This is a genomic window from Dyella sp. AD56, from assembly GCF_002878475.1.
Taxonomy (GTDB): Bacteria; Pseudomonadota; Gammaproteobacteria; order Xanthomonadales; family Rhodanobacteraceae; genus Dyella.
In genome coordinates this window covers 22,773-39,705 of record NZ_NRDP01000031.1, presented here as the reverse complement: position 1 = coordinate 39,705, position 16,933 = coordinate 22,773, and the positions used below count along the sequence as shown (strand labels likewise).

General features: G+C 61.7%; 13 protein-coding genes. 7 read left to right on the top strand and 6 right to left on the bottom strand.

What is annotated here, in order from left to right; translation table 11 throughout:
* Nucleotides 1–4: 4 nt before the first annotated feature.
* From DyAD56_RS19770 to DyAD56_RS19760, 3 genes are all read right to left on the bottom strand, one after another.
* The gene (locus DyAD56_RS19770) at nt 5–817 is read right to left on the bottom strand and encodes an SDR family oxidoreductase (RefSeq protein ID WP_102304556.1); all 813 of its coding nucleotides are present in this window, start codon (nt 815–817) and stop codon (nt 5–7) included.
* 19 nt (nt 818–836) lie between these two features.
* The gene (locus DyAD56_RS19765) at nt 837–1,757 is read right to left on the bottom strand and encodes an aldose 1-epimerase (protein WP_158241401.1); all 921 of its coding nucleotides are present in this window, start codon (nt 1,755–1,757) and stop codon (nt 837–839) included.
* 96 nt (nt 1,758–1,853) lie between these two features.
* Nucleotides 1,854–4,673 (bottom strand): TonB-dependent receptor, encoded by a 2,820-nt coding sequence (locus DyAD56_RS19760; protein WP_102304554.1) that lies wholly within the window; start codon nt 4,671–4,673, stop codon nt 1,854–1,856.
* A gap of 452 nt (nt 4,674–5,125) precedes the next feature.
* Between DyAD56_RS19760 and DyAD56_RS19755 the strand changes: the two genes are divergently transcribed.
* Genes DyAD56_RS19755 through dgoD form a run of 4 tightly spaced genes read left to right on the top strand, consistent with a single transcriptional unit; the run spans nt 5,126 to nt 8,614 of the window.
* A complete protein-coding gene (locus DyAD56_RS19755; RefSeq protein WP_102304553.1) occupies nt 5,126–5,881 on the top strand; it encodes a FadR/GntR family transcriptional regulator in 756 nt (251 codons plus the stop codon).
* Nucleotides 5,882–5,885: 4 nt separating this feature from the next.
* Nucleotides 5,886–6,827 (top strand): 2-dehydro-3-deoxygalactonokinase, encoded by a 942-nt coding sequence (locus tag DyAD56_RS19750; protein ID WP_102304552.1) that lies wholly within the window; start codon nt 5,886–5,888, stop codon nt 6,825–6,827.
* Nucleotides 6,827–7,450 carry a 2-dehydro-3-deoxy-6-phosphogalactonate aldolase gene (locus tag DyAD56_RS19745; RefSeq protein WP_102304551.1) on the top strand — a complete coding sequence of 208 codons (624 nt, stop codon included), beginning with the start codon at nt 6,827–6,829 and terminating at the stop codon, nt 7,448–7,450. The genes DyAD56_RS19750 and DyAD56_RS19745 overlap by 1 nt, the downstream gene beginning before the upstream one ends.
* A 15-nt stretch (nt 7,451–7,465) precedes the next feature.
* A complete protein-coding gene (gene dgoD / locus DyAD56_RS19740; RefSeq protein ID WP_102304550.1) occupies nt 7,466–8,614 on the top strand; it encodes a galactonate dehydratase in 1,149 nt (382 codons plus the stop codon).
* A 135-nt stretch (nt 8,615–8,749) separates the two neighbouring features.
* On the opposite strand, the gene DyAD56_RS19735 is transcribed toward dgoD, so the two are convergent.
* Together DyAD56_RS19735 and DyAD56_RS23985 are read right to left on the bottom strand one after the other, a co-directional pair.
* Nucleotides 8,750–10,372, bottom strand: a complete 1,623-nt coding sequence (locus tag DyAD56_RS19735; protein ID WP_102304549.1) for a hypothetical protein — start codon at nt 10,370–10,372, stop codon at nt 8,750–8,752.
* 86 nt (nt 10,373–10,458) lie between these two features.
* Nucleotides 10,459–10,620 (bottom strand): hypothetical protein, encoded by a 162-nt coding sequence (locus DyAD56_RS23985; protein ID WP_158241400.1) that lies wholly within the window; start codon nt 10,618–10,620, stop codon nt 10,459–10,461.
* Between the two features lie 641 nt (nt 10,621–11,261).
* Here DyAD56_RS23985 and DyAD56_RS19730 point away from each other — a divergent pair.
* Entirely contained in the window at nt 11,262–13,175 is a 1,914-nt protein-coding gene (locus DyAD56_RS19730; protein WP_102304548.1) for a glycoside hydrolase family 76 protein, read from the top strand.
* Nucleotides 13,176–13,199: 24 nt separating this feature from the next.
* Here the strand turns inward: DyAD56_RS19730 and DyAD56_RS23980 are convergent, their stop codons facing one another.
* The gene (locus DyAD56_RS23980) at nt 13,200–13,364 is read right to left on the bottom strand and encodes a hypothetical protein (RefSeq protein ID WP_158241399.1); all 165 of its coding nucleotides are present in this window, start codon (nt 13,362–13,364) and stop codon (nt 13,200–13,202) included.
* Nucleotides 13,365–13,473: 109 nt separating this feature from the next.
* Here DyAD56_RS23980 and DyAD56_RS19725 point away from each other — a divergent pair, with 109 nt between their 5' ends.
* Nucleotides 13,474–14,532, top strand: a complete 1,059-nt coding sequence (locus DyAD56_RS19725) for a glucokinase (protein ID WP_233202695.1) — start codon at nt 13,474–13,476, stop codon at nt 14,530–14,532.
* A 32-nt stretch (nt 14,533–14,564) separates the two neighbouring features.
* On the top strand, nt 14,565–16,865 hold the full coding sequence (locus DyAD56_RS19720) for a family 20 glycosylhydrolase (RefSeq protein ID WP_158241398.1): 2,301 nt from the start codon (nt 14,565–14,567) through the stop codon (nt 16,863–16,865).
* Nucleotides 16,866–16,933 lie beyond the last annotated feature (68 nt).

The window sequence follows — 16,933 nt, the reverse complement described above, 5'->3', positions numbered from 1 at the left end:
GTGCTCAGTCGTGGTAGATCTGGCTGCGCCCACCATCGATCAGCAGATCGGTGGCATTGATGAAGCGCGCTTCGTCACTGGCAAGAAACAACGCCGCATAGGCAACCTCCTCCGGCTGACCGATACGTTTGCACGGCAGTAGCTCGGCCTGCCGGCGACGTTCCGCTTCCGGATCGGGACAGGACTGGAAGTAGCGTTCGGCTGCCGGCGTCATGATCAACCCCGGCGAGATCGAGTTAACGCGGATGCCGCGCGCGGCATATTCAATACCCAGCGAACGAGTCAACCCGATCAGCCCGTGTTTCGCGACTGGATACGGGAACGCGCCGGGAATGATCTTGTGTCCATGCACCGAGGCAATATTGACGATGTGGCCGTAGCCCGCCGCGAGCATGGATGGCAAGGCTGTGCGGATGCAGTGCCATGCGCCTGCGAGGTTGGTATCCAGGCAGCGGCGCCAGTCCTCTTCCGTCGTCTGAAGCGGATCGCCAAACACATTGACGCCGGCGCAGTTGATCAGGATATCCAGCCCATCGAAAGCGCCCAGCGCCCCGGCAAACGCCGCCTCCACCTGCGACGACGAAGACACATCCGCACTCACTGTAACGATGCGGCGGCCGGTCGCCTGTATCAGCCGCTCACCGACCTCCATAGCGGGAGGCGCGGTGAGGTCAAGCAGAACGAGATCCGCACCTTCGCGCGCGAACAGTTCAGCGATGGCGCTACCTATGCCACTGCCCGCACCGGTAATCAGTGCGCGCTTGCCCCGTAGACGCGGCTGACTTGTGGCGCTGAAGTGGTGGGTGCTTGCATTCATGGAAAGTATCCTCGCAACATCAGGTGCCAAAGGGAGAAAGCGGCGCAGCGTCCGCTACCAACGGTCGCACGCGGAATGCAACATGCCGTGTCAGCCGCTCACCCGGCGCCAACCGCGTCATGCCATTGGCGAGTGCACCACCAGGGCGATGCACCGCATCGATGCAATGATCTACCGGCTCAAAGCAAAAGAAGTCGGCACCCACTGGCGTGTAGAGAATGAAGGCATCCATATCAGCGGCAAGATCGAGTGCCAACCCCAGCCCCGGCCACTCGATGGTTGCATGGCCATCCCATTCGACGAAACAGTGGTTGATCTCTTCGTCAGGCAGCGCGCGGCCGGCGCGAAAATCCCAGGCTGACGGCACCGCGACACGTTCGACCGGAATCGGGGAATGGCCATCATTGAGCCACACCTGCGTCGCCGCAGCGCGCAAGCGCGCACCGTCATGATGCAGGAAAAACGGATGTAGCCCGAGTCCGAACGGCAGCGGCGCCTCACCCTCGTTGCGCACCGTCAGCGCTATACGCAGCGTGTCGCCGCGCAGTGCATAGCGCTGCTCCGCCCGGTAGGTATAGGCACCCGGCGTCGCGTCGTCGAGCACGAGCAAAGCGCCGTCCGGCCCATCTTGCTCCACCCGCCATGCCCGCTGCCAAGCGGTGCCGTGAATCGGATACGGATCATCCGCACGGTTCGGCAACAGTGCGACATGCGCGCCGTCCACCTCAAAACCGCCGCGGTCGATGCGGTTACTCCAGGGTACCAACGGATAGCAGGCCAGTCGGTTCGGCTCGAACGCATCCGGCGACATCGCAGGTGATCGTAGCGGCCGCATCAGCGGAACCCTGACGCCCTCGCGCCACGCGTCGAAATAGGCCAGGCCGCCGCCGAATGGCGGACTAATGCCTGCCGCTAACGCCATGCCGCTCAGTTCGATCATATCCATACCCTTCATGATGCAAGCGGCCGCGCCCTGATGGACGCAGCCGCTCGATACAGTTCGCCGCAGATACGCCGCAAACCAGGTCAAACCAGCTTACTTCCAGTCGATATGCACGCCAGCGGCAATCGTCCGGCCATCGGCCTCAGCGTAGCTTTCGCGATCCAGATAGACCTGATACTGATAGATCTTCTCGTTATTGAGGTTGGTTGCCTGCAGGTAAAACGAGACGTTCTTGTTCAGATGGTAGGTGCCACTGAAGTCGAGCTGCCCATAGGACTTGACGGTGGTCGGCTGACCCTGCGCACCGGCAATCGAGTTCAGGTAGGCCTGGCGCCAGTTGTAGGCCAGACGCAACTCCACCGGACCCTTCTGGTAGAACAAGCTCGCGTTGGATGAGTTGCCAATGCCTGGGATAGCGAACTTGCCAGTGGTGCTGATCTCGCTACCACTAGCCGATGCACTACTGGTCACATAGGTGTAATTGGTCGCCACACCCAGACCGTCGAACGGCGATGGCAAGTGGGTGAACTGGTAATTGAAGGTGAACTCCGCGCCCTTGATGGTGGCGCTATTGAGGTTCACAGGCTCGGTCAGCAGGAACGGAAAGCCGAGCACCTCGGTGGTGCTGGTCACCAGCGTGCTGAAGTTGTCCACCTTCTTGTAGAAGGTATCCAGCGACACGTAGCTGGTATCGGCAAAGTACCACTCCAAGCCCAGGTCCAGGTTTTTGGAGAGATAGGGCTTCAACTCCGCATTGCCCTTGGTGATGGTCTGATCCGTGGGACGGAAATCGTAGCCGACCGCAGCAGACAGGTTGCTTAGATCCGGACGCGTAAGCGTCTTGGACACGGCGGCGCGGAACAGCAGGTCATCAGGCAGGTTCAGGCGGAAGCTCGCCGACGGCAGCCAGTTGCTGTAGCTACCGTGTGCGCTGATCGGCGATATCGAGCCGTAGGTCGGAATCGCATTGGTCGGGTCATTGGGATTCACAACCAGCGACACCAGCGGCACCGAGTACGCCTCCGAGGTCGTATCGGTCTTGGTATAGCGCAAGCCCATGTTCAATTCCCACGGCATCTCGCCCATGTTGCCGTCGAGCGTACCCATCGCGTAGGCCGCGCGCACCAGTTCGTGGATGCGGCTGTACTTCTGTGGATCGGGGATTGCACCAAAGCTGCCGCCATTGGCATCCAACTGCGCTTTGAAAGCGTCGGCATTCGGCAGCTGATTGTACGCGGCAGGCGTGGCGAGATAAGCGAACAGCTTGTTGACGTCATAGTCGACCCACTGCGACGGGAAGCCCGGCGAGACGCCGCCGACCAGCGAGCCGAAATTCGCCACGTGCGCGCCGATCGCCGAGGCAGGGATGGTCGCGACGTAGCCACAATATTCCGCGCAGCCGAAACTGTTAGGCGTGTTGTAGGTATCCATCGTCTTGGTTTGGGACGACTGTTCCAGACCAAAGTCCAACCGGGACAGCACGCCTTCCTGGAACGTGTGCGAGAGGTGCAGTCGGTTCGCAAAGATGCCGTTGCTCACGTTCGGGCTCTGCGTACCCTCGTTGGTCACGTGCGCATGCAGATCATTGACGTCGGTGGGCGAGAGAAAATCGGTGTAGCTGGGTAACAGGCTGTCGCCGTTATTGGTCCAAGCCGGATTGACGCCGATGTTGCGCGCACCCACTACCACGAAGTAACCGTTCGCCGATTGCTTGTTCCAGGCGCGCGAAACCGAGGAATCAAGATCGATTTGCGTGTCCTTGTCGATCTGGTAGTTCAGATTGAGGCCAAACTGCATGTTCTTGGAGTCACGTGGATTGGACTCCTTGATGTAGTCGTTTGACATGCCGCCCGTCGCGTTCTCGCTGAAGGATTGCGCGGTGTTGTTTGCGCCCGGAGTGATGGAGTCGATCACATACGGATTGGTATACAGGCCGAAAGCGTTGTAGCCGTAGTCCACCTTGTACTCGGAGTACAAGCCATCCACTTTCACAGTGAGGTCGTCGATAGGCTTCCAGTCGATCGCACCACTGAGCGCCTGGCGAGTGCGCTTCTCGTGAGTGACCGAGCCTTGCAGGCTCTGCGGAAGATAGACGTCCGTGTAGTTCGGATTTACCCACGGGAAGCCCATATGCATCCAGCCGGAGGTATCCACCGACTGGGTCTCGTGGTCGCGCTTGTAGTAAACCGCCGAGACCAGCCAACCGAAGGTATGGTCGGCATTGGTGTTGCCAATGATGCCCGACACCTTAGGCGTGACCTTGCCGCCAGCCGAGGTGTCGTTCATGCCACCCGCGCTCGCAGAGGCGTGGAAGCCGTTGAAATCCATGGGCTGCGCAGTCACCAGATTGACGGTGCCGCCGATGCCGCCCTCGTCGAGGTTAGCCATACCCGTCTTGTAGACCACCGCCTGCTGCAACAGCTCCACCGGCAGCACGTCGAAATCGAACGCGCGGTCGGTTGAGGATGAAGCCATATCGCGGCCATTCACCAGCACGTTGACGAATTGCGGGCCAAAGCCGCGCACAGTGATCTGGGAGGATTCGCCACCACTGCGATTCACCGACACACCCGGTACGCGCTGCAATGCATCGGCAACATTCTGGTCGGGGAACTGGCCCGCTTCCGCAGCGGACACCGAATCGACCACGCCGATGTCATCGCGCTTGGTTTCTTGCGCGCGTAACAGCGACTCCAGCTGACCGGTCACCTGCACGGCATTGAGATTGGTTGCGTTCTTTTGCGCATCGGTGGCGGCAGCGCCCCCGTCCTGCGCGGCCGATGTCGCTGGCGCAGGCGCCGCAGCGGACGTCGCGACCTGCGCGTAAAGATCGTTCACCCCTAACCCGCATGCGGCGCCGAACGCGCACAACAACGCATTGCGGATGCCCACCGTGAGCTTCTTCGTCTGCATGATGTCTTCCTCTCCCAAAGACGCTGTTCTTGTTTGGTAGCCGTGCCACCGGGTGATGGCAGCGACCGCCGAGGTCGCTCGAGTTCACCGAAGCGGACCCTCTGTGCGACGCCAACCGACAAGAAGGCTGGTTCGCGTGGATCGGCATATGAGCATATGGTATGATTAATAACAACACGAACTTGGCTCCACCTGGAGCGACTTTTTAGGTGCAACGCAACAGCATCAATGCCAGTACGGCGAAAAAATAAGACATATCTTCCGGATATAAAGCGAAAATTGTCATCATCAGGGCCATGCCGCGACGCATCACAAGTCGCCAAAAAATTTATTCGCCCTTGCCACAAAGATCATTAGTAGTATTAAAGTAGTGCAAAGAACGCCACTCGGCGTCTTTGCCATAAAGTTTCTTGTGTGACAATTAGGCCGACTGCCATGCAGAGGTGCACCCCATGACCAAACACTCCAGCCCACCCTCCTCCGTACGTGCACGCCGAGCACGGGCCACCACGCCCGCTCGCAGCCTGCACGGCCATGTGGTTCACGAACTCGGTCAACGCATCATTGGTGGCAGCCTCAAGCCCGGCGAACTACTCCCTCGCGAGGAACTGCTCGCCGAGCAGCTTGAGGTGAGTCGCACAGCGCTGCGCGAGGGGATGAAAGTGCTCTCCGCGAAGGGGCTGGTCGAATCACGCACCAAGGTCGGCACCCGCGTGCGCGACGCACGCGCCTGGCAGCAGCTCGACGCCGACGTGCTGGCATGGCGCTGCGAACTGATGCCCACCGAAGACTTCGTGCGCAAGCTGGCAGAGATGCGCGAGGTGATCGAACCGGGTGCCGCCGTTGCTGCCGCAAAACAGCGCACCTACGAACAATTGCAGCAGATCGACGAAGCCTACGCGGCCATGGAAGCAGCCGTCGACCTGGAGGCCTGGGCGGTCGCCGACCTTGCCTTCCACGAGGCCGTACTCAATGCAACCAACAATGAGTTGATGATTTCGCTGTTCACAGTGATCGAGAACGCACTCGGCACCTTCTTCGTGCTGTCCGCACGCACCGCCAAGAACTTCAAGTCCGCACTACCCGCCCACCGCAAGGTGCTCGAAGCGATTCGTCGCAGCGACCCAGAGGCGGCCCGCCTCGCCATGCTAGGCGTGGTGGAGGAGTCGCGCGCCAACATGCAGAAGGGCCGCTCGGCAGAGAGCTGATTCGATGATGCGACTGATCGGCCTGGACTGGGGCACCTCCAGCCTGCGCGCCTTCCTGTTCGACGCCCATGGCGAGGTCAGCGAACGCCGCCATCGCACCTGGGGTGTCCGCCAACTTCCCCATGGCGGCTTTGCGGGCGCGCTGGCTGACGTACTCGCCGACTGGCCAACCGGCCTGCCACTACTGAGTGCCGGCATGGTTGGCAGCCGCCAGGGCTGGCTCGAGGTGCCTTACATCAACGCACCCGCCGACCTCGGCGCGCTGGCAGCCGGCATCCGTTCGGTAGACGCTGGCGACGGCCGCTCGCTAGACATCGTGCCCGGCGTGCGCGATGCCACTGGCCCTGACGTGATGCGCGGAGAGGAGACCCAGGTATTCGGCGCACTACCCAGCGATGCCACCGGCGAACGCACGCTGGTGCTACCCGGCACGCACAGCAAGTGGGTAACGACGTACGACGGCCACATCACCCACATCACGACGCTGATGACGGGCGAACTGTTCGCACTATTGCGCCACCACTCCATCCTCAGCGCAGTCGTGTCCGACGGCGAGAACAGCGGCATCGACACCGAAGCCTTCGACGCCGGCGTGCGTGCCTCACGCGACAGCGGCGAAGCCGGCGCACTGTTGCGCCTCTTTTCCGCGCGCACACTGGTACTGGACGGAAGACTCTCGCCAACCTCAGTGCCGTCGTACCTGTCCGGCCTGATGATCGGCGAGGAATGGCGCATTGCCTCCACGCAAGGTTGGCTGCACGCGGACGCACCACCACTACTGGTCGGCGACACGGCACAGCGCACGCTTTACCACCGCGCCGCCGCCCTGTTCGGCATCAACCCCATCGACGCGGCGGACGACGCCGCCGCACGCGGCCTGTGGCGCCTGGCCATCGCCGCAAGACTGCTCGAACCCGATACATCTCTTGCAGGAATTTCTCACTAATGCAGTTCCGCGACTGGCTGGATCCGCTGCCATTGGTAGCCATATTGCGCGGCCTTCATCCCGACGAGGCGGTCGCCATTGGCACCGCCATTGCCGATGCAGGCCTGCGCATTATCGAAGTACCCCTTAATTCGCCGCAGCCGCTGGAGAGCATCCGCCGGTTACATGCCGCACTCGGCGAGCGCTGCCTGATCGGCGCGGGCACCGTGCTCACGCCCGCAGCGGTGGAGGAAGTTGCCGCCGCAGGCGGCCGAGTGATCGTCATGCCGCACGCCGACACGGCGGTGATCGCCGCCGCCAAACGCGCAGGCTTGTTCTGCGTGCCCGGGGTATCAACGCCCACTGAAGCCTTCGCCGCACTGCACGCCGGCGCTGACGGGCTTAAGGCCTTCCCCGCCGAACTCGTCACTCCTGCAGCACTGCGCGCGTGGCGCGCAGTGCTTCCGAACAGCACACCTCTGTTGCCCGTAGGCGGCATCACGCCCGCTGGCATGCAGGTCTACCTTGATGCCGGCGCCACGGGTTTCGGCCTGGGTTCCGCCCTCTACAAGCCCGGCCAGGATGCGGCCACGGTCAGCGCTGCCGCGCAGACCTTCGCTCGCGCCTGGCCCAGCCATACCTAAGGAAATTCCACGATCATGAAGATTACCCGCCTGACCACCTTCCTGGTCCCACCGCGCTGGTGCTTCCTTCGCATCGACACAGACGAGGGCATCAGCGGCTGGGGCGAACCGGTACTGGAAGGCCGCGCACACACCGTCGCCGCCGCCGTGGACGAACTATCGGACTACCTGATTGGCAAGGATCCACGCCACATCGAGGATCTGTGGAACGTGATGTACCGCGGCGGCTTCTATCGCGGCGGCCCCGTGCTCATGAGCGCCATCGCCGGCATCGACCAGGCACTGTGGGACATCAAGGGCAAGGATCTTGGTCAACCCGTGCACGCATTGCTTGGCGGCCTGGTGCGCCAACGCATCCGTGTGTACTCGTGGATCGGCGGCGACCGCCCGGCCGATACCGCCGCCGCCGCGAAGGCCGCTGTAGAGCGAGGTTTCACCGCAGTAAAAATGAATGGCCCCGAGGAGCTGCACTACGTCGACAGCTACGACAAGGTCACACGCGTACTGGAGAACGTGCAGGCGGTGCGCGACGCAGTGGGCCCCAACATCGGCCTCGGCGTGGACTTCCACGGCCGCGTACACAAACCAATGGCCAAGGTACTGATGCGTGAACTGGCCCCGTTCAAACTGATGTTCATCGAGGAGCCCGTGCTCTCCGATCACTTGGAAGCACTGCCGGAGCTGGCCTCCATCTCGCCCGCGCCCATTGCGCTGGGCGAACGCCTGTACACACGTTACGACTTCAAGCGCGTGCTGCAGATAGGCGGTGTCGACATCATTCAGCCCGATCCTTCGCACGCGGGTGGCATCACCGAAACGCGCAAGATCGCCGCGATGGCCGAAGCCTACGACGTAGCGCTCGCCCTGCACTGCCCGCTTGGCCCTATCGCCTTGGCAGCCAACCTGCAGCTTGATGGTGTTTGCCACAACGCTTTCATCCAGGAGCAGAGCCTGGGGATTCACTACAACACTGGCAACGACCTGCTGGACTACGTGACCGACCGCAGTGTATTCGCCTACAACGATGGCTACGTGGATATCCCCACCGGCCCCGGCCTTGGCATTGCAGTCAACGAGGACTACGTGACCGAGCGCGCCAAAGTAGGCCACCGCTGGCACAACCCGGTGTGGCGCCACGCCGACGGGAGTGTGGCTGAGTGGTGAGCGTGACCAACGCCAGAGTACTCCGCCGCAAGCTCGAGCAAGTGGCGGGTGGCGAGGAACTCATCGAGTCCGTCTACGGCGTCGGTTACAAGCTCGCGATCTAGCGCGCCATTTCTACATAGATGCCGATATGCCTCATGCAGATTTGAATACCCGCCCGCTCCCCGCCGCATTGATTTCCGAACCGTTGCTCAGCTGCCGGGCGAATCTCTCCAGCCAAAGGAAGGCGATCAGTGGCGCCGCCGGCGCATCACTACGCGTAGTCGCCACCTGGTTCAGCAACGCGAGTGCGGCGCGGTGATCAACAAGGCCGAGGTCCGCCAGCGCGCACTCGCGCAATTGGGACGCCAACGTTTTTGCGTGCCGCGAGATCAGCTCGGGAAGCACGCGCGCGAACGTCTCCTTGACATAGTGCAAAGGGAAAACGTCGTCACCAAGGCGTGTACCCAGATACCCTCGCATCGTGGCGCGACCATGCCGGCTTGCACGCGGAAGCCGATGGCAAAAGGCCACCAGCCGGGGATCACTCAGGGGATTAACCGGCCATAGACCATGCCGAAGCATATGAGGCGCCTGGCAAGCGCCCGCAAGCAATGAAGAGACCGGCACGGGCCCGGTGGGTGCATCGAACATGCGTGACGATTGAATGGCGGACCGCGCGCGTGGCGTCAGCAGCTTGCCCGCGTACTCTCTCGCATCTCCCACCAGCGAGCCATCGGTGCCCGTCTTCTGTACGGTCTCGTCCTGATAGGCGGGGAAAAGCTCGTCGCCACCTACACCAGTAAAGAGCAGTTCGCGCCCCTGCGCTTTTGCGCTCCCCCAAAGATTATCGAACGCCTCGATGTACAACTCGGCGTGCGGATACACCATTCGCTCGCCCGGCTGGAGATCGAGCGTCGGCAGATGAGCATCGATATCCACGGTTTGATCACGCAGACCGAGCCGCTGAGCGATCTTCTCGCGCCGCTCCACCTGGATCGTGCGCTCATCGCCACTCAGCAGAATTCCGCGACTGGCAACCGCGCCATAGGCTTTCGTCAATGCGCTGGCAACCGTCGCCGAGTCCATGCCGCCGCTGAGTTCGACGGCGATCTCATTGGCTACCGCAGGGCGCGCCATCACGATGCCGTGCAGGAGCTTCCCGAAAGCCTCCTCCGCCTCATCCGCATCCAGTTGCGCTGGCGACGCCAAGGCCGTATCGACCGCAGCCGGGTATTGATAGCGCGCCCTGCCCGGCTCCACAAAAACCGACGCTCGCTCGGTAAGCATCGTGATACCGGAGCAGATGTGCTGCGCGGAGTAGATCGAGCCGAGCGCGAGAAAGTGGCTCGCAATGTCGATATTCATCGAAAGAGGGTGCGCAAGAAAATCGGCCAGGTCCCAGGAGACCGCCAGCGCGTTCGTTGTCGCGCGGCAATAGACAGGAGCGACACCGTAGGCACCTGACCGAACCCTCATCCGGTGCCCTGCCTTTGCCACCTCGACCATCACGTAATCGAGAGGCCATACGAGGCACGCGCGGTAGAGTTCATCGAACCGCTCCGCACTGACGGGGCCGGTGATGTCCATCTCAGACGTAGATGCAGTGGCGTGACGTTCGCGCACCACCAGTAACCACTGCCCCTCGGTACATACAAACAGCGTTTCCAACGCGGCATGCCGGTGAGGCTTTACCCAGCTATCGCCTATCGCCAGCACGCCATTGTTCCAACTCGGATGGCATGACAAGTCATGCAGCGCGATCTCAGCCTTGAGCATAGAAACTCCCTGAAGACAAAACGCCGCCCCCAGAGAGGGACGGCGCTACATCGCCAGAACAAAAACTCAGTGAACCAAGCGCCCTCTTAACCTCCGCTGTAATACCAGCGGGCATCCTGCGGGAAGCCCATTGGCTTCAGTTCCAAAACGCCGGTCACTGCATCCTTCTGCATCGGACCGTCGATTTGAATGGCAAAGAGATTGCCCTCGCTGACCACATCCTCGATCTTGGTTTCTAGCGTATTCATAACGTCACTCCATTGAGTTGGTTAGCCGCCACCCGGCGGCACCGGCGAAGCTAGCACGATGGAAGGCCAACTCACCAATGCCCCAAAGAAGCTAAGGAAGCAGCACAACGTCTGCGCGCCCAACTCTTCGCATAACCATCACCAATGTGAAAGCGTCGACGGTGCTCTGCGGCATGCGCACAAAAGTAGACCTAGTCGAATGGCGGCCTTGCGTTGCGACTTCATCCTATCGCTGTATCTCACTCGTGCTTTTCTCAGGTGAAACGTAGCGGCGATGCATCGCCCGAATCAAAAGAGGCATGGCGTGGACCTCGGCCTTCTGCAATGCAACAAGCATTGTGGTGCAAGAGCAGGTTAAAGTTCGCCGTCAGCACTGCTTTCCGAGTGTCTGGATATCGAGGCCATCGCTTTATGGCCTTTTTTTAGATTTCAAATTTAGATCGATCCAATACGGGGAATAGTAGTACTCCGGACAAAATATGGAGGGGATTCCATATCGGTTCGTCCGCGCAAATTTAGACGTCTAAACATCCGCAAAGATGCACGCCTCCGCGCCGGATCACCGCCCACGGACCGGTCGCGCTCAGTCGAGGGTCCGCCCCTCGTCCCTTCGTGGGTATCCGACAGGAGCACTCCTGATCATGAAGCTCGAAGCCATACGCATACGAGTTCGGACATGGCTGGTTGTAGTCAGCCTGATCATCACAAGCGCCACCCTCCCATCGATCGCCGCCGAACAAATCTATCCGGCCAATCCACAAGCCGACGGGTCGACAGCCGTCGCCCGCGCGCGAGTGGCGGCGGACGTATTGATGAGCTCCTACGACCCGAACAAGGCCTGGTTTCCGTCTAGTTGGTGGAATTCGGCGGTCGCACTGCAAACCATCGGCGACTACATGCAGCGCACCGGTGATCGCCGCTATCTCGGCCAGCTCGACAACACCTTCGAAAAAGACAAGGGCGTATTTCCTGCCGGCGTACTGTCAGGAGATCCCCTGCTGGGCAACTTCACCAGCCGAGCCATCGATGATTCCGAGTGGTGGGGCCTTGCATGGGTGCAAGCCTATGACCTGACGAGGAACCCGAAATACCTGGATATGGCCGTCACCATCGCCAATTACGTCGACGGCTACTGGGACACAAGCACCTGCGGTGGTGGCGTGTGGTGGAATGCGGAGCGCACGTACAAGAACGCCGTCACCAACGGTTTGTGGATACGACTCACTGCCGAATTGCACAACCGGATTCCGGGTGACCACGTGTGGCTGACCCGATCCCGCACTGCCTGGGCGTGGTTTCAAAGCAGCGGCATGATCAATGCCAACGGCCTGGTCAACGACGGACTCACTGATTCCTGCACCAACAATGGCCAGACTGTGTGGACCTACAACCAGGGCATGGCGATAGGTGCCGGCCTGGAACTGTGGCGTGCCACCAGAGATCCGCAGATTCTGGCAAGCGTGCGACGCCTGGCTGATGCAGCGATCGCTCCGAACGCATTGGTGACTGATGGCATCCTCACCGAGAGCTGTGATGCCGCGGACCAGACCTGTGACGACAACGGCAAGCAGTTCAAGGGCATTTTCATGCGCTACTGGACTGACCTTGTCGACACCACCCACGATCGCCAGTACGCGGCATTTCTCGACGCACAGGCAGAAGGCATCTGGAGCAACGACCGCGACGCCGCCGGCCGGCTTGGTACGCGCTGGTCCGGCATCACCAGCGATGACCACCCCAATGTATTCGATTGGCGCACGCAGGCCAGTGCGCTCAGCGCGCTGATCGGCAACGTGCCGACGTTGACGCCACTGGCATCGTTGGCCGCGACGATGACTCCGGCACAACCGGTGGTCATGCCGTCCGCGTCAGGCGCCACTGCTATTCCGATCGATCTTCGTGCCTCAGCGACCGGATTTTTCCCGCTGCAAGCGCTCGCCTCCATCGACCCACCTGCCGGGTGGAACGTCTCCCCGCGAGCCCATCTGATACGCCTGCAGCCGCACGGTAACGCTGTCCCAGTAAGCGACACGCTTTCACTAAAAGTGACCGTGCCGAGTTCCGCAACTGACGGGCATCACCTGATCACCGCAAACCTCGCCGCCTTCGGACTGCACTTCACTACCCAGGCCGATGTGCTGATCGCGCACAAGATCGACTTCGACACTGGCACGGTCAACGAAACCCCGTGGCTGTTCGACCCCGACGGCTCGCAGAGCAACGGCGTGCAGAACCGCTTCGCCGACGGCACGGCCCACTTCACCTATCGATTCCCCTTCCCCGCCGATACCACCTCGGCGCAAGTCACTCTCACCATCGACAACGAATTCCTGGTGCAAGTCAGCACCGATAACGTGCACTGGACAACCGTGCTGCAAGAGATGCAACCCATCACGGACGGCTCGAACAAGGCCGCTCGCAGCATCGATCTGACACCGTACCTTGGCATCGCCACCGATGGCGCCAAGCCGATTTACCTCAAGGTGTCCGATGCCTTCCCCAATGATGGCTGGGGTGGTCGCGTGTATCACGTCACGGCGAATATCGTGGAGTAGCCGTGTCGTTGCCACCGTTCTCGTTCACGCGAGAGCGGTGGCATTCACCACCATCAAAAGACCATTGCGCTCGCCCGCCCCAGCGCGCACCAGGCCAACTTTTCGAGCAAGGCTGGCTGGGTGGCTGGCGCGACTCGAGGCATTGATGGCCGCCCGCAACTGACCCTCAGCATCGCAGGGCCGCAGCATGGCCCCGCCCCGTGGGCACTTTTTTCACCCATGCTGCGCCACGACTTGACACCGGTGTCAATGTCGTTACAGGCTGATAACAGATCCAATGCGAGAGGGCGCGCTGGACGTGGCAACAGATCATTCAAACCGACTGACGGGGATTCCGGCGGCGCCGTTTCTGGCGGCCGATATTGGCGGCACGCATGGGCGTGTTGCGCTGATGCGCGCCTCGCACGATGGCGCCGGCGCAGTGCAGACGCTCGCCTATCGCGTATTCGTTTGCGCGGAGTTTCCGATGCTGTCGGAACTGCTGCAGGCCTTTATCGACGCCGACGTGAAGATCCCCGTGAAGCACTGCGTACTCGCTTGCGCCGGCCAGATCATGGGCAACGAGGTGGTGAACGACAACCTTCCCTGGCCTATTCACCTGCCGCAACTGCGTCACGCGCTTGGCCTGGACGAGATTGCCGTACTCAACGATTTCGAAGCGTTGGCGTATGCACTCGATGATGCCTCTGCCGACGGCGGGCGCCACTTGTGCGGGCCCGCCACACCTACCGGCGGCCCGACCCTGTTGATTGGACCAGGCACTGGCCTCGGTGCAGCGGTACACATCCCCGCCGCAGGCGGCGGCTTCGTGCTGGGAACCGAAGCCGGCCAGATGGATTTCGCACCAAACTCGCTTCGCGAACGGCAGATTCTTGCCCACCTGGCGCCGGATGGCGGCTATGTACCGTTCGAGCACGTCGTATCGGGCCCAGGCCTGCTGGCGGTCTACGTGGCACTGTGCGCCATACATGGAGACGCGCCGAAGCTGGCTGCGCCCGAAGCCGTCACCAAGGCAGCCATGAAAGGCGACGATGCCCAAGCAGTGGAAGCCGTGGAGATCTTCTGCGCCTCGCTGGGAAGTTTTGCTGGCAACCTCGCGATGACCTTCATGGCTACCGGCGGCGTCTTTCTGGCCGGCGGCTTCCTGTCATCCATTTTCGAGCTGCTCGAGCGAAGCGCCTTCGAGGAGCGATTCCTGCATGGGCGCAGTGCGCGCGCATTGCTCTCCCAGATACCAGTACGGGTAACCGAACACGGCCTCCGCGGCGTACACGGCGCGGCCAGGTGGTATCTCAGGCATGGCATGCCCGGCGTGGGCGCGCCGATGCCCATCGCGGCAGGCGGGGCCGGCGCATGAGCCGCAGCGCGACATTCAGGTTCTTCTGTCGAATGGCCGTCGCGTGGCTGGTGACGACGGGAGCGGTCGTCGCCACGCCAGCCACTCCCGTATGGTCGTTACTCCCGCAGCCCGCGAAGGCCACTCCGGCCGTATCGGGCGCGACCAAGATCACGGATGGCGCGTTGATCGCCGTGCGCGGCGCGGATCGCCAGCAAGTGCAGGCCATCGCAGAGCAATTCGTGCAACGTGTGGCCGACACCCAGGGATTGCATCTGCGCATGGCATCCACGAGTGATGCGCATCCGGCGATCACGTTCGACGTCAATGCGAGCGCCGAGGTCACGGGCGATGCCGGCTATCGCCTAACCATCAATGACGACGGCATCCTGGTCACGGCACGCACGCCACGCGGCGCGTTTTACGGAAGCGTCACTCTGTGGCAATTGCTGACACCGGCCGGATGGACGCATGGCGCACCCGTCGAGGTTGCTCATGGCGTCATCGATGATTACCCGCGGTTTGCGTGGCGCGCACTTCTGCTCGATTCCGGCCGGCACTACCAGAGCGTGGCCGACATCAAGAAGCTGATCGACTGGATGTCGCTCAACAAGCTGAATGTGCTGCTCTGGCACGTCACCGAGGATCAAGGCTGGCGCCTCGAGATCCCCAAGTATCCGGAACTCACGAAAATCGGCGCGTGCCGCAAGGCAGTGGGTCTCGACACTGAACTGACCGGTTCTGCCGACCTGCCCTATTGCGGCTTTTATACCCAAGCCGAAGCACGCGACATCGTACGTTATGCCGCCGAGCGCTATGTGGACGTGGTACCGGAAATCGATCTGCCCGGCCATTCGCAGGCAGCTATCGCCGCATACCCGTGGCTGGGCGTCACCGGCAAGCGCCCCGATGTGTGGACCGACTGGGGCGTCAGCCCGTGGCTACTCAAGCCCAACGAGAAAACCTTGCAGTTCGTCGATGACGTGCTTGACGACGTGATGCAGCTATTCCCTTCTCGATATATCTCCATCGGTGGCGATGAGGCGGATAAGCAGCAGTGGAACGCATCGCCTGAAGTGCGTGCGCAGATGCACACGTTAGGCTTGAAGAACATGGATGAGCTGCAGGGCTGGTTCATGAATCAGGTCGCTGCGCATCTCATCGAACACGGACGCACCCCGGTGGGCTGGGACGACGAATTGGTTGCCGGCGCGACGCTGCCGGCCTCGCAAGTCGTGATGTCCTGGCACGACGACCACAATGAGCAAGTGGCGCTCGCTGCGATCAAGCAAGGTCACGACGTGGTGATGACGCCACAGGAATCGCTGTACTTCGACCACTATCAGTCCGACCTCCCGGATGATTGGCCGGGGCCGCCACCCGCAGCGACATTGCGGCAGGCCTATGACACCGTCGTCATTCCAAGCGGCGCAAGCGCCGCCGAAGCCCAACACATCATCGGCGTGCAGGCCGGCCTATGGGCCGAGCAGATGCCCACCTTTGCGCACGACCAGCATGCAATATTTCCGCGCGTCGCGGCCCTGTCCGAGCTTGGCTGGTCACCTGCGAGCGCACGCGACTGGCACGACTTCCTCCAACGCCTGCCGGCAGAACTGGCGCGCTACCGCGCGCTAGGCATCCACTACGCCGACAATGCCTTCGCACCCACCTTCCAGGTAGCCGCAGCCAGCCATGGCGCGTTACGGGTCGTGCTGTCCAACCAGGCGGAATTCGGCACGATTCGATACACGACGGACGGCTCCGAGCCAACCGCGCAATCCACAGCCCATGCTCAGCCGCTCACACTGCCGGGCAACACCACCTTGCGCGCCGCAACGTTTGCGGAGGATGGCTTCGAACTTGCCGCGCCGCGCAGCCAAGTGCTGGATGAAGCCACCCTACTGAGTCGCGACAGCAGCGCGCTTGCCACCTGTTCCAAGCAGCCCGCCTCGCGTCTGGAGGGCAGCATGCCAACGCAGGGAAGCAGGCCCGTCTACTCGGTCGACATCGGCAACGCGTGCTGGCTTTGGCCGCGAGCATCGCTAGGTGGCGTCAAACAGGTCGTGATCACTGCCGAACGCATCACGTGGCGCTTTGGCGATGAAGCCAAGGACGCCGTGGTGCGCCGCAAGACCAGTGCAGCCGGCGAACTTGAGATTCATGCTGATTCCTGCACGGGCCCGCTGCTTGCGAGCTTGCCATTGGATGGCGTCGCGCAGGCAAAGGGGCAAGTACGTCTTGACGCAAAGGTTGCCACGCCGGCGGGGGCCGGCGTTCACACCCTATGTGTCTTCGCTACCGGCGATCCACGCGATGGCCAGTGGGCGTTAGGGCGAGTGATGTTTTCGAAGTAAGTGATACGCGGAGTCTGGGGTCCGCGCAGTAGCACCACGTAAGTCTCTTTGGCTCGCAAGGCCAAAGT